The 25,792-nt window shown below is 47.7% G+C and carries 17 protein-coding genes; 9 read left to right on the plus strand and 8 right to left on the minus strand.

Annotation, left to right across the window (positions count from 1 at the left end; all coding sequences use genetic code 11):
• Positions 1-271 precede the first annotated feature (271 nt).
• Both KJS69_RS25905 and KJS69_RS25910 read right to left on the minus strand, forming a co-directional pair.
• Positions 272-610 (minus strand): zinc ribbon domain-containing protein YjdM, encoded by a 339-nt coding sequence (locus KJS69_RS25905; RefSeq protein ID WP_213586711.1) that lies wholly within the window; start codon positions 608-610, stop codon positions 272-274.
• Positions 611-892: 282 nt separating this feature from the next.
• The gene (locus KJS69_RS25910) at positions 893-1,327 is read right to left on the minus strand and encodes a DUF6526 family protein (protein WP_213586712.1); all 435 of its coding nucleotides are present in this window, start codon (positions 1,325-1,327) and stop codon (positions 893-895) included.
• 695 nt (positions 1,328-2,022) lie between these two features.
• Between KJS69_RS25910 and KJS69_RS25915 the strand changes: the two genes are divergently transcribed.
• Positions 2,023-3,063, plus strand: a complete 1,041-nt coding sequence (locus tag KJS69_RS25915; protein ID WP_213586713.1) for a hypothetical protein — start codon at positions 2,023-2,025, stop codon at positions 3,061-3,063.
• Positions 3,064-3,126: 63 nt separating this feature from the next.
• Here KJS69_RS25915 and KJS69_RS25920 read toward each other — a convergent pair whose 3' ends face one another.
• The 5 genes from KJS69_RS25920 to KJS69_RS25940 all read right to left on the minus strand — a co-directional run bounded on the left by KJS69_RS25920 (position 3,127) and on the right by KJS69_RS25940 (position 10,185).
• Positions 3,127-4,839, minus strand: a complete 1,713-nt coding sequence (locus KJS69_RS25920; RefSeq protein WP_213586714.1) for an ABC transporter ATP-binding protein — start codon at positions 4,837-4,839, stop codon at positions 3,127-3,129.
• A 551-nt stretch (positions 4,840-5,390) separates the two neighbouring features.
• Positions 5,391-6,146 carry a class I SAM-dependent methyltransferase gene (locus KJS69_RS25925; protein WP_213586715.1) on the minus strand — a complete coding sequence of 252 codons (756 nt, stop codon included), beginning with the start codon at positions 6,144-6,146 and terminating at the stop codon, positions 5,391-5,393.
• Between the two features lie 171 nt (positions 6,147-6,317).
• Positions 6,318-7,460 carry a YecA family protein gene (locus tag KJS69_RS25930; RefSeq protein WP_213586716.1) on the minus strand — a complete coding sequence of 381 codons (1,143 nt, stop codon included), beginning with the start codon at positions 7,458-7,460 and terminating at the stop codon, positions 6,318-6,320.
• A 158-nt stretch (positions 7,461-7,618) separates the two neighbouring features.
• On the minus strand, positions 7,619-8,680 hold the full coding sequence (locus KJS69_RS25935; RefSeq protein WP_213586717.1) for an LLM class flavin-dependent oxidoreductase: 1,062 nt from the start codon (positions 8,678-8,680) through the stop codon (positions 7,619-7,621).
• 719 nt (positions 8,681-9,399) lie between these two features.
• Entirely contained in the window at positions 9,400-10,185 is a 786-nt protein-coding gene (locus KJS69_RS25940) for a class I SAM-dependent methyltransferase (protein WP_213586718.1), read from the minus strand.
• Positions 10,186-10,752: 567 nt separating this feature from the next.
• On the opposite strand from KJS69_RS25940, the gene KJS69_RS25945 reads away from it, so the two are divergent.
• From KJS69_RS25945 to KJS69_RS25980, 8 genes are all read left to right on the plus strand, one after another.
• A complete protein-coding gene (locus KJS69_RS25945; protein WP_213586719.1) occupies positions 10,753-14,628 on the plus strand; it encodes a discoidin domain-containing protein in 3,876 nt (1,291 codons plus the stop codon).
• Between the two features lie 405 nt (positions 14,629-15,033).
• On the plus strand, positions 15,034-16,155 hold the full coding sequence (locus KJS69_RS25950; protein ID WP_213586720.1) for a hypothetical protein: 1,122 nt from the start codon (positions 15,034-15,036) through the stop codon (positions 16,153-16,155).
• Between the two features lie 253 nt (positions 16,156-16,408).
• Positions 16,409-18,670, plus strand: coding sequence for a helix-turn-helix domain-containing protein (locus KJS69_RS25955; protein WP_249730720.1), 2,262 nt, complete (start codon positions 16,409-16,411; stop codon positions 18,668-18,670).
• A gap of 222 nt (positions 18,671-18,892) precedes the next feature.
• Positions 18,893-19,855, plus strand: coding sequence for an ABC transporter permease (locus KJS69_RS25960; protein ID WP_306434434.1), 963 nt, complete (start codon positions 18,893-18,895; stop codon positions 19,853-19,855).
• 24 nt (positions 19,856-19,879) lie between these two features.
• Positions 19,880-20,770, plus strand: a complete 891-nt coding sequence (locus KJS69_RS25965; RefSeq protein WP_213586723.1) for a carbohydrate ABC transporter permease — start codon at positions 19,880-19,882, stop codon at positions 20,768-20,770.
• Between the two features lie 184 nt (positions 20,771-20,954).
• Positions 20,955-22,577, plus strand: a complete 1,623-nt coding sequence (locus tag KJS69_RS25970) for an extracellular solute-binding protein (protein WP_213586724.1) — start codon at positions 20,955-20,957, stop codon at positions 22,575-22,577.
• An 886-nt stretch (positions 22,578-23,463) separates the two neighbouring features.
• Entirely contained in the window at positions 23,464-24,006 is a 543-nt protein-coding gene (locus tag KJS69_RS25975; protein ID WP_249730711.1) for an NUDIX hydrolase, read from the plus strand.
• Positions 24,003-24,497: a GNAT family N-acetyltransferase gene (locus KJS69_RS25980; RefSeq protein ID WP_213586726.1), complete on the plus strand. Its 495-nt coding sequence runs from the start codon at positions 24,003-24,005 to the stop codon at positions 24,495-24,497. The genes KJS69_RS25975 and KJS69_RS25980 overlap by 4 nt, the downstream gene beginning before the upstream one ends.
• Positions 24,498-24,676: 179 nt before the next feature.
• Here the strand turns inward: KJS69_RS25980 and KJS69_RS25985 are convergent, their stop codons facing one another.
• Complete coding sequence (locus KJS69_RS25985) at positions 24,677-25,555, minus strand: pentapeptide repeat-containing protein (RefSeq protein WP_213586727.1); 879 nt, start codon at positions 25,553-25,555, stop codon at positions 24,677-24,679.
• Positions 25,556-25,792 lie beyond the last annotated feature (237 nt).

Raw genomic sequence — 25,792 nt, forward strand, 5'->3', positions numbered from 1 at the left:
TCCGTGTCAAGTCGGCCCCTTACGGCGATAGAATCACGAAAACTTATGAAAAACCTCTAAAAAGAGAGGAATTGTATACAAGTTAGTTCTTTTGTGGTACGGACTCCGGAATTAGGGGGCCTAGCCGCTTTTAATAGCTTATTCTGCATTATGACTATATCTTTTCATCATTATAACAATCCGCTAGTAATTCTCAAACTCCAATTAATCACGAAAAGCCCTGATCAAAGGGCTTTTTACACTGAATTCATACGGTGGCTTCTTGTCTTGCTTACAGCTTTTTAACAAATTCGGATTTTAATTTCATAGCGCCAAAGCCATCGATCTTGCAATCAATATCATGATCTCCTTCTATCAAACGAATATTTTTAACTTTCGTTCCCATTTTTAAGACGGAAGAGCTTCCTTTTACTTTCAAGTCTTTAATAACGGTTACGGTATCCCCATCGTTCAATACATTTCCATTGGCGTCTTTAATGATTCTTTCCTCTTCTTCATCGGCTGCTCCCCCTAAGGTCCACTCATGAGCACATTCCGGGCAAACCAAAAGACTTCCGTCCTCGTACGTGTATGGCGAATTACATTTTGGGCAATTTGGCAAATCAGACATCCTTTGATTTCCTCCATTCATTATGATTGATAGGATTTAGATACGCATAATTCCTGATTTCTTATTCTTACAACACATAGGAGTCCTGCTTCGTATGCCTCTATACTGGCATAGTCTTCACATAAAGACAAATCTTCACCTGTATGGCTTATTGGGTATAAGCAGATTGCAGCCCCGCAAATCAATAAAAAAGCTCCTAACGAAGCCCTGTAAATACCCCACAACTGTAAAGATTCCTATATGGTAAAAAGACCCCCGCCAAACCATGCGGGAGTAATGGCATTAGACGCGATGTTCGTCAGCACGCCAATGTTTAATGGCTCTCTTGATCTCCTTCGGACTCATTCCTTCTTGAGCCGCTTTATCGGCCAATGCGGGAAATTCCCGATCCGAGGCAAAACGAAGAGCAATCCATTGCGGTATCGTTAACCGTGAATCGATCCACTTGCCCGTCAAGACAAAATAGCGAAACTGCTCCTCGGCGCGAATAACCCGATCCTGCACGGTTAGTGCATTGATTCGTGCCAGTAAGCCGGTAATAAGGCTCATCACGACAAGCGCCAGGATCAGAAAGACTTCAAGGGAAAACTCGCCGGCCGTAATCGCCTTAACCGCATACACAATCGACGCGACAAGCGTAACTACACTAATCGGAAGCAATACAAAATGCTGCAATGGATGAAAACGCTTGTGATGCTCATAAGATTGCTGCTTCAATGGACCTTCTCCCCCTCAAATATTATCCATACATCAATTACCCCAACCCGTATATGTATTATACCTGATTTGTATTATTAAGTGTATACGCAGATCGCTCCATATTAATGCTCGGGAACCATAAGCTATGGGGGAGGAAACCGCGTCATCCCCTATCTATCACTTTCACTTGAGGGCTGGCTAACGCTCACCTGATTATACTTCCTTAAGCGAATACAAATTCCTGCGAATATACAGTTATTCTGAACCAATTTCGAACCCTCGAGAAAAAAGCCTGCGATTATACAGCAATTTCGGTATAAAACCACCTGTTCTCCGCTTGAGCGAGACAAAAGATGTACTTTTGCAGCAATTGCTGCGAAGAAGGAGCAAGCAGCCTGAAAAGATGCAGAATTGCAGGCTTTCTCAAAACTGCTTGACCCGGCGCTTTCCAAGGAGCGGCATTGGGGGATTTCTGCAGCTACCTTAATTCCATACCCGTCGATTCAATCGCACCCTGGCGTTTAGCTCATTTCGGTGCTGCGGAAGTTGAAATATCGGATACTCCATCTTTTTTATTGTTATTCCCCATGATAGACTGGTAAAAATAGTTGTTCACCGAGTGAAAGAAACTGACGTGTTAACAGCGGCTAGTTATTTTTAATAGAGAATGGCCCGATGAACAATCCATTACGGAAAAATGGAGGAGGGTGTCTATGAAAGTAGGTTCGGCGCGTAATGCCGCAGCGGAGTGGGTCAAAGAGCATGCCAGCCGAGAGGCGGGATTCCGGGGGGCCTATTTCAGCGGTTCAACGGTAGGGCTGCCGGATGACGCAGAGTTGTCTGCCGCTTCCGATATTGACGTCGTCATCGTCTTCGCGCAGGACGAACTTCCGCTCAAGCTGGGGAAGTTCGTCTACCGCGACACGCTGATAGAGGCCACGTATCTGTCCTGGAGCCAGCTCGCCTCCGTCGAGGACGTTCTGACGTCCTATCATCTGGCAGGCAGCTTCCGCGTGGACACGATTATGGCCGACCCGACCGGACATCTGCGCAGACTGCAAGCCGAAGTGTCTCGCCGCTTTGCCGAGCGGGGGTGGGTACGCCGCCGGTGCGAGAACGCTCTGCAGAAAATTGAGAATGGACTGCGGGCGATCGATCCTTCCGCAACGCTGCATGACCGGGTAACCGCGTGGCTATTCCCGACCGGCGTGACCACACATGTCCTGCTCGTGGCTGCGCTCCGCAACCCCACGGTACGGCTCCGTTACCTCGCGGCACGGGAAGTGCTTATGGAGTACGGCTATGACCCCTTCTATGCGGACCTTGTGAAACTGCTCGGCTGCGCTCATCTGACTCCTCAGCGTGTCGAACATCATCTGGACGAGCTTGCCCATACTTTCGACGCCGCAGCGGCCGTGGCCAAGACGCCGTTTTTCTTCAGCACCGACATTACCGCCGCCTCGCGGCCGATTGCCATCGACGGAAGCCGCGAACTGATTGAGGCGGGCTATCATCACGAAGCCGTCTTCTGGATGGTCGCAACCTTTGCACGCTGCCACAAGATTCTAGCCGCAGATGCCCCGGACCTGCAGCGTACTCATGCTTCCGCCTTCAACGCCATCCTTGCGGATCTCGGCATCACCTCTACAGACGATCTGCTCCGCCGTGCCAAAGAGGTCATCCGGTTTCTCCCCAATTTGTGGGAGACCACCGAGGCTATCCTGTCCGCTAACCCCGGAATCAGGGCCAAATAGCCTATCGTTCCAGCGCTGGAAAGCCGCAACGCGCGCCGGGAGAGGCGCGCGTTGCAAAAGATGTTATGAAGCTGCTTCCCCATAGCTTTTTCTATGCCACAGCTCTTTAAAAGATTCACAATGTTCCATTAAATTATCAAATTTACCTTCACCAATCACAGAACCCTTTTCCACTACAATGATTTTGTCCACCTCTTTTATGGAATCCAATCTGTGCGCAATAATGATGATGGTTTTGTTCCTGAATTCATTCAAAATCGTTTCCATCAGGCTTTTCTCCGTGAGATTATCCAGTGCGGACACGGGCTCATCCAGTATTAAAACATTTCTTCTCTGGATAAGAATTCGGGCAAAAGCCAATCGCTGTCTTTCTCCTCCGGATAATTTGACGCCTCTCTCGCCTACCAAAGTGTCTAATTGATCGGGTAATTTCAATACCGTTTCCTTTAAATGAACTTTTTCCAGCACAGCATATACCTCTTCGTCCGAAATGGTATGATCAAATACAATATTGCCCCTGATGGAAGTATCAAAAATCGGAGTCTCCTGCGACAAATAAGAGATATGATCGTAATAGCTGTTCAGGCTGAGATCATCAATATCCGTTCCGTCCACTAAGATTTGACCTTCGTTCTTTTTCAATAACCCCGCAATTAGTTTAATGATCGTCGATTTCCCGCTCCCGCTCAATCCTACCAAAGCAACAGACATACCTGGTTCAATGGAGAAGGACACATTAGCCAACGCCTTTACTTTTCCATAATCAAAGGATACATTTCTAAATTCAATTTTGCCTTGAATATCGGCCACTTCTTTTCCAGTTTCCAAATTTTTATCTTCCGGGGCGTTAATAAAATCCTCCAACCTTTGATAAGCGACCCTATTAAGCCTGTAATCAACAAATAAAACATTGAAAATGGCAATGGGGGTATAGATTTTATCAATAAACAGCAATAATGCGACTACAATTCCCAGCGATGTATCCCCTGCTAAAATGCCTTGTATCCCGTAAAAGATTACGATGATTTTAATCACCGTGATAAACCATTCAAAAATTGCAAAAAAAGCTTCATGGATCATTTTTAGCCGGGAGCTTGTAGTAATGATTTTACGTGCCGTTTGGCTTAATTTGTCGATCTCTTTCTCATATCTCTTGTTCGTTCTAAAAACGACCAATTCCATAAATCCCCGTATAGAGTATCTGGACATGTTTTCTTGTTCTTTCAGTATGGTTGATTTAATTTTGTATAAATATTTGAGGAGCAAATTTGTAATGAGAAAGATGATGACATATCCGCCTGCGATAACCAACATAATCCTTGGGTCATAGAAGCTAATGAATAATAAGCTGAATAAAATGGTTGGCAATAACTCATGCATCGTTCTGAGAAGAAAGGAAAAGATTATACTGCTTCCTGCGGATGCGCCATTCTCAATAACCTTAATCATTTGTCCGGTACCCAGATCTTGATACGCTTGATAATCCATCCTGGATATTTTGGATAATGCCATTATTTTTAATCTTTCCGTTAAGCTATTCGATATATGTGTACTAGGATATTCGTCCAAATAATTGAGGATAACTGTCCCTCCCAGCAATATCCCATAGCCAGCGATTAAGCTTGACATCTCCCCTATACGGTTTGCTGCCACAGCCGTGTCTAATATTTGTTGGAAGATCACAATTCCTGAACTGCTTAAAAATTGAATGGCGAAACCCATGATAATATATAGAACTACCCACCACTTCAGGTGCAAAAGACACTTTTTTAACATTTACGCTGATCCCCTATCTTTTAATTGAATGCAAAAAAGCCAGGGATTCCCTCGCCATTTAACTGCAAAGAACCACGCTTCAATCAACGCATGGCTTTAACAATAAAACAGCCTAGTGCCCTGGCCCGCTGGAGCTGCCCGACACCATTCGAAGCTCTAGTTTGTTAACGATCAAAAGGACAGACTGCCCCCTTGATAGCTGGCACGCGTTTTTACCCAGCCCGATCACTAGTTACTTCGAACAATGCGGAAAGCCATCCACTTCACCTCAATTAAAAGATTATTCCAATTATATCTCCCGAATAGTCGATTCTCAAGATACTTTATTGAATATTCAGTCCTGTTAAAGAACTTGAGAACCGCTATTGCCGTAAAACCGGTGTCTTTTAAAATATAACGAAACCCGGAGGCGTTATCAGCGCAAAATACTGCCCTATGATCTTCTATTCTGGTGAATTGCGATTTTGAGTTTCGTTACAAAATGGAGAAGCTCCATTTTGTTCGAATGACGTTTCCAAGTTTCGTATGCAAACTGATTTCTCTGTCGCTTTCTAAACCTCGCCCCAGATCACCCGGGTCTCATAGTCAATTACCACTTGACCATTCTCATTATTCCTGTCAAATAGACTTTGCAGTTCGTTCACCATGTTTTCGTAGTTCGGATCTCCGGGTACAAGACTGGAGGAAGATGAGTGCAGCCGGCCGCGCAATCCTTCAAAATCAAACACTTGTTGATTGGTGAACCGGGCTTCCTGCATGGCCCCCGGCTTGAAAAAGGAGGCCAGGCTCTCTGGCGAAATGTCCCTATCCTTATCGGATTTGTAATCGGTACCGAACGTTTGAAGCAGCCGTTCATACTCTTCCCTGAATGGGGTCCCGTGAGTAAGCCGGGAATTCCAAATTAAAGCTGCTTTCCCTCCCGGTCTCAGAATCCGTCTGAATTCAACACGTGCGGCGGTGCGATCAAACCAGTGAAACGATTGGGCACAAACGATAAAATCAACGGACCGGTCCGGCAGTCCTGTCTCCTCTGCAGACCCCGGCATTATGCGAAAATAGGGTTCTCCCACAAGCCTCTCCTCTGCAGCTTCCCGCATCTCCTTATTCGGTTCAACAGCTGTCACCTTGCACCCCCGCTCCAGAAGCAACTCGGAGAAAATTCCCGTTCCCGCGCCGATATCCGCCACTTCGCCATTCGCAGGCAATCCGGCGGTGTCGTACAAATATTGAATGGCTTCTTGCGGGTAGCTCGGGCGATATTTCACATACGAATCAACCCGATTCGAAAAACGCTCTTTGCTATTCATACCGGACCACACTCCCTTCGATTCGGTTTTCCACTTGGGATTCCAATAGACATGACCCGATGTGCATTTATTGCTCAATTTCAAAGAAGCTCTCCAAAACAATCCAAACCCTCTAACTTAAATATGCAGCTAAACCCACTCCATGACGAGTGGGTTTTATATACAACGGCGTTAATTCATACAGCATTTCTTGTATTTTTTTCCGCTGCCGCATGGACAAGGTTCGTTTCTGCCGATTTTGACGGATTTTGCTTGCGAATGCGTTATCCCCAAGCCCTGAGTCGCTAGCTGCTTGGACAGGCCTAATTCGGCTGGGGTATGTCCGCGATTGGACCAGAGTCTCGTATGATTGTAGACATCCGTAATCAGCGGGATCAGCCTCTTTACTTGCTCAACATCGTCGAAGATGATGTTTCTTCTCTCGAATTCATAGATGATCGATTGCAGCGGTTCTTCCATAGAGCAGGCCAGCTGAATATCATCGACCAGATATTCCACGAGTTCTCTATCCCTGGAGAGATTCTTCATTATAAAATCCTTCAATTTATTTAATTGAGGTGTCATTTCATAATAATCTGAGTCGGCATATTTCAAAAAGGTTTTTCGGTCCGGAGTATAAAAAGTCTTGTGACGAGCTCTGTTCATAAACTCTTTCAGATCATCGAAATGCCCAAAATAATCACTGATCAAGTAACCTTGTTCCATCCAAAAGGTTTGAGGTCTGGCCAAATGAAAGAAGATGATTCCCTTAAATTCCTCTTCTTTTAACGGATCCTGGTTTTGTTCTATATACAGTTCGAACAATCGCTTGATCTCCACATAACCATAGAGATTAACCGCCGCCAAACAATATTGAAGCACGGCCTCATAACGCTCTCTCTTATAAAGGAAAGCTTCGGGATGCACTTTATTATACGCCTCTTGGATCTCCTCCGGTACGACATAGAACATCTTCCCCTGATCATAAAAAGGAAAGAGAAGACCATTGCTCATTAAAAACAGATACTCTGAAGGCTTCTTGCTATTAAGCTGCATGGACGCCCTGCCAAGCAACCTTTCGAATAACTTCCATTCTTCGTGATCAGTTAGCACAAGGCTTGCCTCAACATATTCCGGGTCGACTAGACATTCCTGAAGCTTCGAGGCCAGTTCTTGTTTATTCATTTTGGATCGTCCGGAGAGCTGGCAATTAGAAGCAATAGCGGATAACCTTTCTTTAGTTAAAGATGGAAGGATATCGGATAGTCTGAAAAGCACCTCGCCTTTTATCGCATTGGCTTTGTTGGCCTGATCATAATATTGTGAGAAATCCATGATAACCTCCCTATCGGAATACATTAAATCTTAGATCTGGAACAGGCTTCTTCAATATTCAGCTTCACCTAGGCTAGTCCAATATATTGGCATGGTTACAATGGCAGAAGCAGCCTGCTCTTTTATCGTACCATAAAGTCTACTGCTCGATTAAGTATTTATGGTTTAACCTCGCCTGCCGCCTCCCATCTGGAGATTTCCTCCCGAACCCGAGGAGCCACCTCGGTCCCCAATAACTCGATCGCTCGCATGACGTCCTCATGCGGCATCGTGCCGAGGGGTACGTGCAGCATGAAGCGGGTTATGCCTACGTTCTTGCGAAGGTGAATGATTTTCTGAGCGACCGTCTCCGGATCTCCTACATAAAGTGCTCCTTCGAAGCTTCGCGCGGCATCGTAGCTTGACCGGTCGTAGTGCCCCCATCCCCGCTCCCGTCCGATCACGTTCATAACCTGCTGGGTCGAAGGGAAAAATTTATCGGCCGCCGTTTCGTTATCCTCCGCAATAAAGCCGTGGGAATGTGATGCTACGGGCAGCTTGGTCGGGTCATGGCCGGCCTTGGCCGCCGCTCTCTTATAGAGCTGTACGAGAGGAGCAAACTGCACCGGGCGGCCTCCAATGATCGCCAGAACCAGAGGCAGGCCGAGCATACCCGCACGCACGACCGACTCCGGAGTACCCCCGCTGCCTATCCACACCGGCAGCGGATTTTGAACCGGTCGCGGATATACTCCCAGGTTGTTGATGGCCGGACGATGCTTGCCGCTCCAGGTTACTTTCTCAGATTCGCGGATTTTTAACAGCAGCTCCAGCTTCTCGTCGTACAGTTCATCGTAGTCTTGTAAATCATAACCAAACAACGGAAACGATTCAATAAATGATCCCCGGCCCGCCATGATCTCCGCCCGCCCGTTCGAGATGCCGTCAAGCGTGGAAAAATCCTGAAATACACGCACCGGATCATCGGAAGAAAGCACGGTAACCGCGCTGGTCAGCCGAATCCGCTGCGTCTGCGGAGCGGCAGCGGCCAGTACGACGGCGGGCGAAGACGCCGCATAATCTTTGCGGTGATGCTCACCCACCCCAAAGACATCCAGCCCTACCCGATCGGCCAATACAATCTCCTCGACTACTTCGCGCAAACGCTGCGCATGGCTTATCACTTCGCCGGTCTGTACGTCCGGTGTCGTTTCAACAAATGTGCTTATCCCTATCTCCATTTATTCTTCCTCCTTGCGGTTTCATGTTCAGTTCTCTCCGACGTCTATGGAAGCAAAGCTCCGTCCAAGAGTAGTATCTTTATTTTGAGGCTTTCCCATACTTATTTCAAGTTAGTAAGTATATTTTTGATAATACCGTTCGCCGCCTAAACGATTCTTCCGCACCGCTCGCGACTCCCAGCGCGCGGTGTTTGGCGTCCCATGACGGTGGTCAACTATATTTACTACGCAGCAAAAGAACAGTTTGTCTGGTCATGTCTAGACAAAGGCATAGCTACCCTTAAAATATGCCTTCATTTTCACCCTTCCGGTGGTTCTGCTTGATGGTGCTGCTTGACGGTACCGGTGACGCTTCTCCGACTTAGTCTACCTTGAAAATCCGCCTATTTCCATTTTCTGCAGGTGCCGTACTCGCAGGATGGCGCGTTTTAATGGATTTCATACAGCTAGTTTGCTCCTCTGGAGCGAAAGACGGAAACTAAGTGGAAAAATGCGTCTAAACCTTCCTCTAAACGCGGTCGCTCTCTATGTCTTCGTTTCGATAAAGGTTTATACAGTACTTTGCGGAGCCCCGATGTCGAAAATGAATAACCCGGTATTAGAGGTGGATTTTTATGCCAGTTGGAAAATAATTCCATCCCGCTACTTTAATGAACTTAAACTTTCTAATATGGCAAAACAGGACCATCCAAATAGATGGCCCTAGACATACTGACTAATTATGCAGCTTTAGCTTGAATCAAATAGTAAAAGCCCGTCGTCCGGATCCCTTGTTCGCTGGCTTGCTTCTCAAATTGAGTAACGATTTGATCATAGCAGGTTTCTCTGACATAGCGGGTAAATGAATCGCTCTGGCCGAAGCATACCATGGCAAATATATCTTCAGGAGTCGGAATCCATAAGGTTTCCTTCAAAGTCGTTAGTTGAATATCGATCAATCCGCTAGTTTCCAGCCGCTCCTGGATTTTGTCTAGAGTCGGGGTGCCTAACGCAGGCGGAGAGAATAATCCGGGAAAGCATATCCCCAATTCTCCACCTTCTCCGTTGCCGTCCCCGGGATGGAATAATAGAAACGTTCCCCCGGACCGAACTACCCGGTTTCCCTCTTTATACCAACTGGTCGGGCCCTTCTTAGTATATGCACAGTCAAAATAATCATCTGGAAAAGGAAGCCCGTCATGTGTCCTTCCCACTACGTAACGGACATTCGGTTTGCGGGTTTGATCAGCCGTCCGGATAAACCCCTCGGTCATGTCATACCCGACCACTTCTTCGGCCAGTTCCGCCCATCGATTCGTATACTCCCCGTGACCGCATCCGACATCCAGAACTTTACCGTGCGGCACGGAAGATAGCTTATCCGATAGAACGTCCTCGGCCACTGTCCCTTCACAAATGCTTCTCCACGTAAATTCATACTTCCCCGTCTTGGCGGCCAATTGATTGCACCAGGCCAAGGTCTGCCCTCGTAAATAGTCCGGATGCTGCGTTAGATCAGGAAACATAGTTTGGCACCCCCAACATCAAATTTGCCGGCCGGCACAATTAAGAATACGGGATATTTTGCCAAAAGTGTAGACTTATAATGATCCGGAAAGTATAATACTATTATAGGGAACTGGGATAGGTACCCTCTGCTTAAAATCACTCAAAAAAACCAAAAGACACTATGATAGTGTCTTTTTTTTGTTTCCTTTTCCGTTTCGAAGATTCGGGGTGCCGGAAAGCTGTATCGCAATTGCAGGAAGCGAACAACGAAGAAGAACCGGGTGATACGAGTTCGGTCAATCCCATGCCGAATCTGAAGGTAATCCGGTGGGCAGACGATCCAACGCACATTGCACATCAGAAACGGCATATTGAACATGCGGTTAAAACACTTATATAATGTTAATATTAAAGCGCTTTCAAATCGTACAAACGACGTGCATGCTGCGAAGGTCTGTGAAGGTTGTCTTACAGGCAATAAAGTGAACAGAACATCGTGGACCGGGAAAGGAGGATGGACAAGGGAAGACGAAAAACGAGCCATTCTGCTCACTTTATATATTTTAATAAGGATTGGGGGGCGAATGATGATCAAATGCTCAAGGATGTGCAAAACCATATCCATGTTATGGATTGTTGTTTTTTTTGCAACCTCAATTAGCTCACTTGCAATACCTTCAGCGGCCGCGGAGGTAGCGGAAACAATCGATCCGTCAAGGATAACGGCGGATCCGGGAACGAACGTTGCATTGGCTAGCCATGGAGGGACCGCGACAGCCTCATCGCAATTTAGCGACAACTATCCTGTGGAGTCCGTCATCGATGGCGATCGAATCGGGATGGACTGGGGGGATGGCGGAGGGTGGAATGATGCTACGCCCGGTGATTATCCGGATTGGGTGCAGATTGATTTTGACGGAAGCTATACGATTGACACCATCAATGTATTTACGCTGCAGGACGATTTGCATGACATGACGGTGCCCACTTTGCAAATGAATTTCACGAAGTACGGAATAACGGTATTCGATGTTCAATATTGGGACGGTTTGTCCTGGGTTAATGTCCCGGGCGGAAAGGTCACGGATAATGTCAATGTGTGGAGACAATTCAGGTTTGCCCCCGTAACGACCGATAAAATCAGGGTAGTTGTTCAGGATTCCCTGCAAGACCACACCCGGATTATCGAGATTGAAGCGCTGACCGAGAGCGGGCCGCAAATACCGGAGCCGGGAACCAATGTGGCGCATTTGAGCAACAGATCGGTGGCGACAGCGTCGTCGCAATACAGCGAAGATTATCCGGCCGAATCGGTGATCGACGGAGATCGCAGAGGGTATTATTGGGGCTATGGCGGAGGGTGGATGGACGGCACGTTCGGTTCTCATCCGGATTGGGTGCAGATCGAGTTCGATACGCACTACACAATCGATACGATCCATGTATACACGACCCAGGACAACACCTCCGTGGAGCCAACGCTGGATATGCAATTCCATCATTACGGAATTACGGCGTTCGAGGTGCAGGTTTGGGATGGGTCGTCATGGATGACGGTGCCTGACGGAAGGGTTGACGACAATGGCAACGTATGGAGCAGATTCGAATTTGCTCCCGTAACGACGAATAAAATCAGGGTTGTCGTGAACAATGCGCTGGGCAATTATAGCCGGATCGTGGAGATCGAATCGCTTACCCCCGTTCCGGATAACCTGCTGTCGAGTACGAGCAAGAAATTTTTGGATCACGGCATTATGTATCAGACATGGGTAGCCACCGAATTAAGCGGACGGGAGTTTCCAACCAGGGAAGAGTGGCTGAACTCCAACTTCACATCGGTAACCTACTATGAGCCGTCGCTGTATAATACGACACTTGCGGCCTCCGTGCCCGGTTTGAAATGGTCGATGGTTTCAAACGGGTATGATACGGCGGAACCCGCCGTAACGAGAAGCGATCACTATTTGACTCCGCAACAGAGGGAATATTTGGACAATCTAACGACCATATCTATTGGTGATGAGGATATTTATACGCCCCAATTGGAGCAGCATCTTCGAGATGTGTACGAATGGACCCGCAAGCTTTATCCGAATGCGGTGCTGCACAACAACCAAATGGGAAACGAACAGTGGAATGAAGATGAAATGAGAAGTTATATCCGGAATGCCAAACCGGACCTGATCACGTTCGATGATTACTATTTCTTCGAAAACGGGTCGGATATCGGGATCACCGCAGATATCGTCGGCAGTACGGCCTTTTACCGGAAGTTGGCGCTTGAGGGCTGGGACGGTACGGGCAAGCAGCCCATCGCCTTCGGACAGTATGTGGTGGGCTACAAGACCGGCCAAAGCAGTCCTTGGGATTCCGGGGATTATGAGGCGACAGAGTCGCAGATCTATGCCGTTCCGTATATCACCTTGGCGCTGGGCGGCAAATGGCTGAGTATGTTCAGGTGGGAATACAACCACGAGGGATTCCTGCTGTTCGACGAGAACAGGCAGCCGACAAGACATTATGACTGGTATGCGGAATTAGGAAAACAGGTCAAGAACCTGAGTCCTCATCTGTCGCGGCTCTACAGCAGTGACGCGCGCGTTCTGCAGGGCAAACACCTGGAGGGTGAAACCCCGGTTCTGAATGCACTGCCCAAATACATGAGCCGTTTTGAGGCGAAGCCGGACTTTTATTTGACAGATATGACGGTAGAGAACGTCGGTACCCAAAATAACGGACTGCCTGGTGATGTGATCATCGGATACTTCGATATATTGCCCGGGATCGACAGGTCATTCTTCACATCCAGCAACCCCAAGTACTTTATGGTTGCCAACGGACTGAATACAGGCAACGGTTTGCCCCTGGAACAACAACACGGTTCGAGCGAAGAGACGAAGCAGGAGATTACACTCTACTTCGATTTCGGAAAAGCCGAACCGAAAGAGCTCAACAAGGTCAATTGCGAAACGGGGAACGTGGAAAACTTGCCGCTGACTCCGGTTAAAGGCACCGCTTATAAACTTGTTCTGACGATTGGCGGAGGACAAGGGGAGCTTTTCTTCTTCGATGAGGACGGTCCCGCGCCGCAACCGGTATACCTGCCTGAACCCGAGCCTATGCAGATTCCCGAACAAGGTCCTTCCGACAATCGGCAGATCGTTATTGAGACGGAGTCCGGTTACGGGGAAGATGAATCGCCATCGGCCGCAACCATGCCGGAGAACGAGCGGCAGGACGAGATAGAATCGATCACGTTAAGACTCGGGGGAAACATGGCTAGAGGCAAAAGTTACACGAAATCTGTGGTGCCAAGTACATTTTATCCGGATACCAGAGATGCTGAATCGACGGATGGCTTATTGGGCTATTCCTTCTATGACGGCAAATATCACGGTTATATTCTGGACCAGTCGGGACTGGATGTCGTAGTCGATTTGGGTACTGTGCAGCAGGTTAATCAGGTTAAGGTGCATAGTTGGGATGGCGATTACAATTATTATCCGGATCAAGTGACCGTATCCACCGCCGTTTATCTTGAAGATTTCACCCGTCAGGGCGCTGCCTTCGTTCCGACGGGTCCGGCAGGCAAATGGTACGACATTCGATTTGAACCGACGGATGCGCGATATGTGAAGGTGCATTTCGATAAGATCAGCGACAACTGGTTATTTGTAGATGAAATATTGGTGTACGGCCCGGGGCTGCCGCCGATCCAGCCCTACGAACCGGCACCGCCTTCCGGTACCGTAAACGCTGCAGCAGGTAAATCTTATACGGCAAGCGCATTGAATGGAATCGTCTACTATCCGGATTCCGGTAAGGAACTGACCGACGGCCAATTCGGAGAAGATCTGTATACCGATTCGGCATGGCAGGGCTTTGCTGAACCCAACTTTCACTACATCATCGACCTGGGTGCCGAATATGAGATCCGTTATTTGTCGGCCAATTTTTTGCAGCAGCACGAGGTTACCATCCATTTCCCTGATTGGATCAAATTCTCGTATTCCGTCGACGGCACGAATTTTACCGAATCAGGTCGCGCGACTCGGTATTCGGAAGGCGGCCAAACGGCCAAATTTATCCTGTCTCTCCGCTCACCCGAGAAAGCAAGGTATATAAGGATGGAAGGCAGGCAAGCGAAGGTGTGGACGTTCATCGATGAAATCGAAGTATGGGGACTGCAGACACTCGATTTGCTTGCTGCAGTGCTTCAGCAACGGATGGATTCCGGCGAGGTGGGCGGACCGCTTTCCAAACAACTGCAAAACAGTGTGAAGCAGGCGCAGCATCATATGGATCAAGGAGCTGTGGAGCAAGCCGTTCATTTTGTAGGGCAATTTTTGAATCACTTGCACAACAAAGCGATGCAGAGACATCTTTCGGATGAAGCCAAATCGATATTGGATGAAACGGCACGCAGCCTGATCCTGCAATGGACCGAGCAGTCCCCATGAACGGTCGCCGTTAAATCTGATCAGATGCGGGAGGTGTCCCGAAAGTCATTTACGGCTTGGGGGGCACCTCTTTTTGAATCGCAGAGACTTGCAGATCTCGCCACATGTATGAAGTCCCTCAAGCGATTCTATGGTAACCGACGTACTTGGCGAATGACGGATCAACGTTTATCCTTATGGCATGATCTTATCAACCGCATATTGCACATCAAACCTGACATATTGAAACGTCGGTCCGAACGATTCATTCTATAGACATCCGTTATCCGTTATCCGTTGTCCGTGTCCCGTATGTTAATGATGTGCTCGCCGCGGCCCAAGGAAGGGATTCGAATGGAAACGGAGAGACGGAAGCGTTCTTTGCAGTAAATCTATATCTTAAGTCATATGTGGAGGTGTTACGCTTTGCTGAAAGGATTCATGGACCATTGGGTCCCGACTAACGATTCGATTTCGACGTTTTGGAAGAAGGAGCTTCCTGTCGTGATCGAGCAGCTCGACGGGTTGAAACGGGACATCGACTATAATCATTTCACCTTTTATACGAAATGGTATACAAACGGCATCAAGTCGAATCTGCCTTATTTGCATAACCATCCGGACGCATCGAATGTCAAGACGGATAACGCCTGGGGGAATGCCATCATTGAACATTTGCACCGGCAAGGAATCTCGGTCGGCGCGATGCTGCAGTTGGTGACGTACGAACAGCCCCATTGGGAAGACGATTGGTCCATAGGCGAATGGGACGTCGGCGTTGCACCGACTGCGCTCCCCGTCAAATTGGCGGATTTTACTCAGGACGGTTATCTGGATCATATGAAGTCCGTTCTTAAGGAACAATTGACTCTGTTCCCCGGTCTTGATTATTTGTTCCTGGAATTCGAGGGGGTCAATGCCGGAGACGTTAATGCGTTGTATGAGCGGTGGGCGGCAGAGCATGGGAAGCCTGCGATCGAACACGTTCATTATGAGGATGAGACGATTGACTATTGCCGGAGGTTGGGCATCAAGCTTGACGTCACCTGGTCTGTCGAAGGCCGGGAGATGTTCAGGCACTATTACGGACGAAACCTGGATGCCGTCGACGACCTGTTGAATGAGGTGAACTACCAGGGGAAGGTCGGCATCGTCTATCACTTGTATCTCTACGAAGCGTTTATATATCCCGACCTGCTGGCGAATCGCAAACATTGGTGGCTGCTGCCATGGCATTATTGGACGATGCTGCCCGCCGACGAAATCACGATGTCCGAGCGCAAGCGGTCAGGCCTGCAGTTGCTGAAGCAATGGAAAGAAGCCGGGTACCCGGTGTGCTATATCGGGGATGTGACCATCGGGGCAATCAGCGGGGATCGTGAATCGATCGTGCAGTATTACGAGTATTGCGAGGAACTGCAGTTGGACGGCTACCTGGGCATGGGCAATCCGGACCCGCACTTAGGCTTGCGATGGTTGAACGTTAGCGATCAGGATTGCGCGGATGCACGGGAATTGTACGCGGAGCTATACGGGAGCGGCACATAGCGGAAGGAGTTAGGAAAATGCTGAATGCGGAACGAACATTGACCATCTGCGCCCATCCAGCGATGAAGTGTTGGAATTAGGCGGTACGATCAAGAATCTGACGAATCAGGAACGGAAGTTTATTGAAGAAGCCGTTGCAAATCTGGAGAGCTTGCAGGAATGCGCCTAAAAACACCGCTATTGTGGTCAGGTGGTGTTTTTAGGTTTTTTGTAAGCGCTTCTCATCCCGTAATGGAGGTGAATAGCATTGCCAATGAAGGGATCGAAGCTCTTTTGGAGATATTTCCTCTATTATATCTTGACCCTGATGATCCCTCTGTCTATCCTCGGGGGAATCATTTTCCATAACGTTACCAATATGTTGATGGATGACATTATCGAAACGAACCAGAACATGCTCCGGCAGGTTCGGGAAATCGTCGATACGAGACTGGATGAAATTGGAAACATATCGTTTCAAATTTCATCGAATCCAAATCTGGCCCCTCACATGCTTCGCAGCAGCGCGTATCGCGAGATGCAAGGAAAATATGAGCTGAAAAATTACATGAGTTCGACGAGTTTTATAAACGATATTTTGTTGTATATTCGAGGCGAAGATATCATTTATTCGCCGTACAGCACCTACACCGTTTCCAGGTTAATGCAAACCAAATACAATTACTTGAACTGGACGACAGACGAATTGTATGAAACCTTGAATACGCTGACCATTCCGGAAATCCGTCCTAAGGAGGATGTCCTTATACAAACCGGCAATACGACCGTCGACGAATACGGCATGATTTCTTTTCTCGTTCCCATCCCGGTATACAGCAACTATTCGTACGGCACGCTTCTCTTTCAGGTGCGTGAAAGTACGCTGGTGGAGCTTATTCAGGACGTGCTGTCCCAATATCAAGGCAGCAGCATCATACTCGATCGCAAAGGCCGGGAAATTGCATCCCTGCAACGGAACGAGATGACGGATATCGAGGACATTGCCCGGTTCGCCATGTCACATCCGAAAGGCAATTCGGAAATTGTCCGTCTGAACGGCCATGAATTATTAATTTCCGTGGTCACCTCAGACAAATTCGGTTGGTCGTACGTCACATGGGTTCCAACCGTTAAAATCATGAAAGAAGTGCGGCAAAATCAGTTGAGCGCGTTAATCGGACTAATCGTCGTGCTGGTCCTGGGGTGTTGTCTGACATTTTACTTTTCCCTAAGGCTTTACAACCCCATACGGCAGTTGAAGGAGTATGCCGAGACGAAATCCGGAAAAAGGGCGGGGAATATTAACGAAATCGAAATCGTACGACAGGTGATCACCAGCGTCGCGGATGAAAAAACGAATCTGATCCGACAAATGGAAAATAGTCGGCATGCCCTCAAGGACTATCTGCTGTTTAAAGTCATCAAAGGCCACATTTACGATCTCGAGCAATTTAACGCAATCGGGAAAAATTTAAATATTACATTCACGAATCCGTATTTTATGGTGGCCATCCTCTTCTTCCATCAGGTTGAAAAGCAGGTGCCATTCCATTCCGAGCAAATAATATCGCTCTTGGAGAACGGAATCTTCGGACAGTTTGAAGGTTATGCGAAAGAAAGCATGGATAGCAACGCGGTTGTGTTACTACTCGCGACCGAAAGCGACAATACGGAGTTCATCAAGCAGCGATTTATGTTATTGAAGGAATGGATTCATACGACCATGCAGTTGACGGTCACGATCGGTATCGGAAGGTGCTATCGGGAAATGGCCAAGATCGGGAAATCGTACATGGAATCGCTAACAGCAATTCAGTACCGATTTGTTCTCGGAAACAACCGGCTCATCCTGTTTTCCGAAATCGACAATAAAGAATTTCAAGTTACAGATTACCCGGAAGAACTGCTGGACGGCCTAAAGGCGGCGATCAAACGGGAGGACATCGAAGCGATCGGCGAAATCATGCAACGACTCGTGTCGAAGATACAGCAGCACCGGTCATTATTTATGGCCAGAAGCTTGAGCTATGACGTGATCAATACGATTATTAAGACGGTAGTGGAACTAAACGAAACCCAGTTGATCGATATTGAGAATCTTCCGGATGTAATTACGCTCATGGAGCTCGAAACCGTCCAGGAGCTCGATCAGGAGGTTTCCAAAATTTGTCAGACGATTTGTGATTCGATCCGGCGCAAGGAAGAAAATCAGAGCGAATTAATGCGAAGCATCCTTGAGTATTTGCACCAAATGATCTTTCAGCCAACCTTTTCGGTCGCCGTAGTCGCTGACTCGATTGGAATCTCGCCCTCTTACCTAAGCCGCTACTTCAAGGAGCAGACGGGAATGACGATTACGGATTATGTAAATATGCTGCGCCTTAAGGAAACGGAAAAGCTGCTTAAAGAAAGCGATGTTTCGATACAGGAAATCGTGCAAAAAATCGGGTACTACGATGTTTCAAGTTTTATTCGCAAGTTCAAATCCAAAACCGGGTTAACTCCCGGCGAATACAGGAAGCTGTACAAAATATAAGTCCGAAGCAACCCGTTATTTGATTATAGGTTCCTTTTTTCTTATGAAGGGCTATTGCATCCGCAACATCCCGCGAACACTGGGCAATCTAACAATCGCATATTGCACATCAGACATGACATATTGATACGAAGGTTAGGACGTTTATATAATGACCTGTGAAAGCGCTAGCATATTAGCTTGGTCCGCTTACCAAACGATTAGATTGGAGGGATGCTGCGGATGATGGAGATACGTAAAAGATCCACCCCAAAAATAAAATCGGCCCATTGGGTGAATCCGTTCAGAAAATCCGGATACTTGTCACAGAACTACGATCTTTACCTATTCCTGCTGCCCGCGCTCGTCTGCATTATTATCTTTCAATATTTACCCATGTACGGCGTACAGATCGCTTTCAAAAACTTCAATCCTTTGCTGGGCGTCACAGGAAGTCCCTGGGTCGGTTTTGAACATTTTATTCGTTTTGTGGAATCGCCTTATTTTGCAGAAATTGTCCGAAATACGCTTGAGATCAGTTTATACTCGCTTCTTGTCGGCTTTCCGGCGCCATTAATCCTCGCTTTGCTTTTAAACCAACTGCCAAGCATCAAGTATCGAAGGTTTATCCAAACCGTAACGTATGCGCCGTATTTCATTTCCGTCGTCGTTATCGTCGGCATGCTGTTGATTTTCTTATCGCCGCGCAGCGGGCTTGTGAATCATTTTTTGATTTGGCTTGGGTTTGAGCCGATTCATTTCATGGCCAAACAGGAACTGTTCAGCACCATTGTCGTCTTTTCCGATGTTTGGCAGGCCGCAGGCTGGGGGGCCATTATTTATTTGGCTGCGCTAAGTGCAATCAGCCCCGAGCTGCATGAAACAGCGATGATCGACGGAGCGAGCAAGCTGCAGCGTATTTGGCATATCGACATTCCAGGCATCATGCCAACGGTGATCATATTGCTCATTTTTAACTTGGGCAGCTTGTTATCGGTCGGATTCGAAAAAATCTATTTGATGCAAAATTCGTTAAACATCGCACGATCCGAAGTCATTCCGACGTATGTGTACAAAGTCGGCTTGCAGGGCGGACAATACAGCTTCTCAACGGCGGTCGGCGTGTTAAACAACGTCGTCAACTTTGTTCTGATCGTTGCTGTGAATCAGGTGGCGCGCAAAGTATCTTCCACCTCGTTATGGTAGTTGTGCAATAGAAAGGGGTAACCGATGAGAACGAATTCGCGCAAATGGAGCGCTGACAAATGGTTCGATATTTTCAATTATCTTTTACTGACAGGCGTATTGCTGATTGTCCTGTATCCGCTTTATTTTATTTTTATTGCTTCTTTGAGCGAACCGCTTCAAGTCAGCGCCGGGAACGTCAAGCTATGGCCGAAAAATTTTACGTTTGAAGGTTATATGACGGTGTTTAAGGAATCGAGTTTTTTGAAGGGGTTTCGCAATTCTTTGTTTTATGCGGCGTTCGGAACGTTGATTAATTTGATGGTTACATTGCCTGCCGCCTATTCGTTATCCCGGTCCGATTTGAAAGGCCGCAACATTTTTACGTTCATCTTTGTTTTCACGATGTTTTTTTCCGGAGGGCTGATTCCGCTCTATATTATCGTAAAGGATTTAGGCATTTTAAATACCGTTTGGGCGCTCGTCCTTCCAGGGGCATTAAGTGTATGGAACCTGATTATTGCCCGCACTTTTTTTCAAATGACGATTTCGAAGGAGATTTTGGAAGCAGCCAAAATCGATGGGGCATCGAACACCCGTTTTTTCCTGACGATTGTGCTGCCGCTGTCTAAAGCGTTAATTGCCGTTATGATTTTGTTTTACGGTGTCGGGCACTGGAACACATATTTCAACGCCCTCATTTTTGTCCGGGATCGGGAATTGTTCCCACTGCAGCTCGTTTTACGGGAGATGCTCGTCCTCAATACGCTCGAAACGCACATAATGGATCGGCAATTGTTGGAAAAAAGACAGAGTCTTGCCGAATCCATGAAATATTCGGCGATCATGATTTCCAGTATCCCGGTACTTATCCTGTATCCGTTTTTGCAAAGATATTTTGTGAAAGGGATCATGATCGGCTCGTTGAAAGGTTGATCGATTCATGGAGGGTCCATCGGCAATAAAAAAAGCTCCTAACGGAGCCTTTTCGGAGATGAATAACCCGGTACTAAAGGTAGCTTCTTATGCCAATAGGTATCTTTGTTTACATCGTTTTAACGCTGTAAAGAACTTACCGATTCCTATGTGGAAAACAAAGAACATGGAGGTAGAAGGTATAGTGAAAAAGACACTTATGACATTACTCGTTGTGCTCCTTGCGATGTCGCTGTTCATGGCGGCCTGTTCCTCTAAGTCAAATAACGATCCTGGGGGCTCTGACGGAAATAACTTGAAACCAAGTGACGGCACCGTTTCCGAAGGCGAAGGTGAAAGCGGTGTAAATAAAACCGGGATGCCTATCGTTAATGAAAAGTACTCGTTCAAGATTATGGTTCCAGGGCTTCTGGCAAGTCCCGGGGAAATCAGGGTTTACAAAGAGCTTGCCCAACACGCCAACCTGGACATCACCTGGGATATTCCGGCATGGGAACAGTACGCGGAAATTAAAAACTTAATGTTTGCCAGCGGGGAGTACCCGGACGTCATTGCAGGTTGGGGGATTTCCAAGGAGGAAGTGATCACGAACGGGTCTCAAGGCATCTATATTCCGCTTGAAGATCTAATCGATAAGTATACGGTCAACCTTAAAGCGATGCTGGAGGAACGTCCGGATGTGAAGCGCGCGATTACGGCGCCGGACGGTCACATCTATTCGCTGCCGATCGTCGGTGTTATGCCGAATACGAAGGAAGTTATGCATATTAACAAAACATGGCTGGACGAGTTGGGGCTGGAAATTCCGAGAACGCTGGATGAGTTCTATGAAGTGTTAAAGGCGTTCAAGGAGAGGGACTCGAAAAGCATTCCGTTCAGTTTTATATTCAAAGGTTCAAACAATACACATCCGAGCGGATTTTTTGGTCAATTCGGGCGCATTGACGACTTTGATCATTTGGTCATTGAAGATCGGAAAGTGATTAGCACCGTGGTTCAACCGGAATGGAAGGAAGCGATTCAATATCTTCACAAGCTATTTCGTGAAGGACTGATCGATCCGGAGGTCTTCACCCATGATAAGCAACAATATCAAGCAAAGGGGATGGGCGATCTTGTTTACGGTGTGACGATGAGTTGGGACGGGTACTTTCCGGTCGGCGAGGAGAACATGAAACATTATGCCTTGCTCCCCCCGATGGAAGGGCCGAACGGTCGGAAACCGGTATGGCGAGCCGGTGACCCCGAGATTTTCCCGACGATGTTCGTCATCACATCGGCTGCGAAGAAGCCTGAAGCCATCCTTCGTTGGCTCGATGAATTTTTCCTGCAAGGCTCGGTGAAAGACGGACCCAGTGAATTCTATTTCGGCAAGGAAGGGGTTCATTGGGAGAAAACCGAGGACGGTTTATTCAAAACGTTGAATACCGGTGAGGATTTCAAGTATGAGTTCGGCTCCATTACCCTCCCGCTTTACGAGTCGAGAGAATTTCAGGAGAAGAAATATATGGAGCCTGAAAGCCCTACCCATTACAAGTTTAATGAGATTCAGGAAGCTTATGCACCATATGTTTACGAGGAGCAGCGTCCGTTAGACTATTTATGGTTGTCTTCGGAGCAGGAAGAATCGCTCGCCTTGATCAAGGCGGACATTCTGAAGTATACGGACGACAAGATGGTGAAGTGGATCGTTGAAGGCGGCATTGAAGACGAATGGGATGCTTTCGTTGAACGGCTTCATAGCATGAGGCTGCAAGAAATGATCGATGTTTATCAGGAAGCCTTGGACGCTTATTACGCCAATTAAGATGTAAGGGCATGAATCCATCGGTTCAAAATCAAAAACGCATGCGCTGCTCCCTCAGGGCAAACGCAAGCGATTCAAGAACGAATGGAAAACCATGCTGCAGCTGACGGAATGCATCGTGCGTGCCGAAGATCGACAAAGTACGGCAACTATGTGTCTTTCTGGGGCGACGAGTACGCGGAAGGCACGCACGGCTTCCCGCTGCACCTAGGGAACGGCGAGTCGTATTTCTTTTGTATACCGATCCCGCGGCCTCAACCATGGACGGCCCAAGCCAGGAACGGCGGATGGGGACAATCGGGCGATGGCGGCTGTAGGTACCCTTTGCTTAAAATCACCCAAAAAACCAAAAGACACTATGACAGTGTCTTTTTTATTCCCTCTTCCGCTTGAAGGCACAAAACAATTCCGTTTATGGCATTATCGGAACTACGAGTTAATCCAAGGCCATATATAGGCATTATTGGAGCTACGAGTTAATCCAAGGCCATATATAAATGGATTTCATACAGTTAGTATGCTCTTTTTGGACGAAAGACGAATTCTTAGTGGAAAAACTACAGTTATTTTGTGCAAAAAGGGCGGTATTGGGCAAAATCTTCGATTCTAAATACATATTTTCCAGTTAATCTAGTGTAGTTTTATAAATCTAGTTAAACTGCCTGTATAAAATACAGTTAGACCTCCATGCCGTGAATGAGGCCCCATTAAAAGATGAAAAATGATCACTTTAGAGGATCTATAGAAAAAACTATTGAAATAAAGTCATCCAAATCATCCAAATAAAGCAATTTCACCCATTTGTCACAAAAGCAAGTGGGAGTTTATGTAATAATAAATCGAGTATTATCGAGAGATGAAATCTTCCGGCAGAGGGGATGACGAGGTGGCGCGAATCGTTAATAAAAAGTTATATCCGAACCTCTTTCAAACGTATGATTGGGGGCAGATTATCTCGCAGTTTGATGTATATTCGCCTCCGGAATCGTTAATAAGCAATGTAAATATCGTACCTTTCCTTGATGAGAAGTGCATTCTAATCCAGTTAGACAATGGCCATTGGGAAATGCCCGGGGGTACTTTGGAACCGGAGGAGCATTATCAATCGGCCCTAATACGCGAGCTTATGGAAGAAGCCGGAGCCAGGCTGGTCTCCCCTTTTATCGTTTTCGGGGCATGGAAATTCGTTTCATCCACTGACAAACCTTATAGACCTCATTTGCCGCATCCCATTTACTATCGAGCGGTGGGGTATGGTGACGTTGAACTCGTGTCTGCTCCCCTGATCCCGGAGGATGGAGAAAAGGTCGTTGCCGTCGAAGCCATGACGCTGCTGAAAGCCAAACAACAGTTTATAGAATCTGGAAGAGCGGATTTAGCGGAATTATATGAGCTTGCATACGATTTACGTAGGAGGAAAGGTTATTGAAGATCCAGTTGGCTGAACAAGAAGATTTCCCCGGATGGTTAGAACTGGCCTCGGAGGTGGAGGAGCTTTTTGGCCCGATGGTGGACGACCCAAATTTCATTCAAGCATTGGAGAAAAGTATTAATCGATCCAGTGCATTCTGTGTGAGGGAGAATGAAGGCGGACCGGGCTCACGCTTGCTTGGAGGAATGTTGTTCTCCTCATCCCATGCGCCAAGCTACAAAATCGGGTGGTTAGCCGTCTCCACCCACTCGAGAAATAAAGGAGTCGCCACAGCATTGCTTAATCATATTCTGACGCTGGTCGAGATTCCATCAGAAATATCCGTTATTACCTTTGGTGAGGATAATCCGGGTGGTCAGCCCGCCAGAAAATTTTACCGCAAATTCGGGTTTGTCCCTACGAGCGAGTCTGTTCCCGATGGCCCGGAAGGCGGCTCACGTCAAAAATTCCAGCTGTTCCTTCCCCGATCGGACGACCGTCAATCATAGCTTTGTACAAGCTTACGCCCCCTATAAAAATGCGCCTGCTGCTCACTATCATCCCATGCAAAAAGCCGCTCGGCACTCTATGGGCTAAATGCGGGCGAAAAGCGCCTGCTGCTCGCTGACATCGCCATGCAAAAGGCCTCGCCGCTGCGCATGGGCCATTCGTAAGCGGGCCCGGCTCGCTACATTCCGCTGGACGACCAATGCGTGGGGCGAGTGAGCGAACGCGGAAGCTTGGTGTTGGCGTCTCCCTTCGCCGCATTGAGCTGGGCTTGGGTGAGAAATATACTGCCGGTGAGGTCAGCCCCTCTTAGATCTGCGTCTCGAAAATCGGCCCCGATCAGATCAGCACCTCTCAAGTCAGCCCCTCGGAGGTCCGCCGCAATAAGGTAGGCACCTCTTAAGTTGGCGCCACGAAGGTCGGCTCCTTTGAGCTTGGCCCCGATAAGGTCGGCCCCTCGGCCGTAAGTCTTACGACGACCCGAGGGGCCCTTCAGCGAGCGAAGAGCTTCGGCCCGCACCAGCTCGCTGGTCCGCAGGAGCAGAGCATTAACGTTGGCTCGGTGTGCAGCAACGTCCAGTTCTAGGATAGCGTCGAGATCGAGGTGAGTGAGACGTTCCGTCTCTTCGAGCGCCATGTTAAGTGCACCGTGAATCGAACGGGCCGGGGGCAGCGTCAGCGCTTCGGACAGATACCATAGCAGCTCGTGAAGCTGCCGCATGATCGGAAAAACTTCGAACATGGGCTTCGCGGATTCAGGAGCTTCCCGCCAATCACGCCCACCGAAGGTAACCTGGGAAACCTTCTGCCCGGCGCCGAAGCAGTCATAAACCGTGCAGCCCCTAAAGCCTCGCTGTCTAAGGCTGTCGTGAACGCCGCAACGGAAATCGGATTGCAGGTTCGGACAGGGCCGCCCGGCATCCTTGTCGATTGCGAAATCTGCCGAAGCTGCGAAAGGCAGCGCAACGCAGCACAAGCCGAAGCAGTTCTCGCAATCGCCCTGCAGACTCAGGCCGCTATTACCGGGAATTGATGGTGAATTATCATGATAATCAGACATAGTGCGAACCCTCCCCTCTTCAATCTATTCCATCCTTAGCTATTTAATCTTAAACAAAGTCCCGGTATCCTCATAGATACATTTCTTCTATATATGTTGAACTAAAGAATAACTCTCATTCCGTTCCGAAGGAAAGTGCCTCCGAAGCTTCAAACATCATACTCCTTCCCCAAAAAGTGAAGTGATGCTTCGTAGTAAAGTCCTATTACTTTTCGGGGACCCCGAACCAACAGATTC

This window comes from Paenibacillus sp. J2TS4, from assembly GCF_018403245.1.
In the GTDB taxonomy this organism is placed as follows: domain Bacteria; phylum Bacillota; class Bacilli; order Paenibacillales; family NBRC-103111; genus Paenibacillus_L.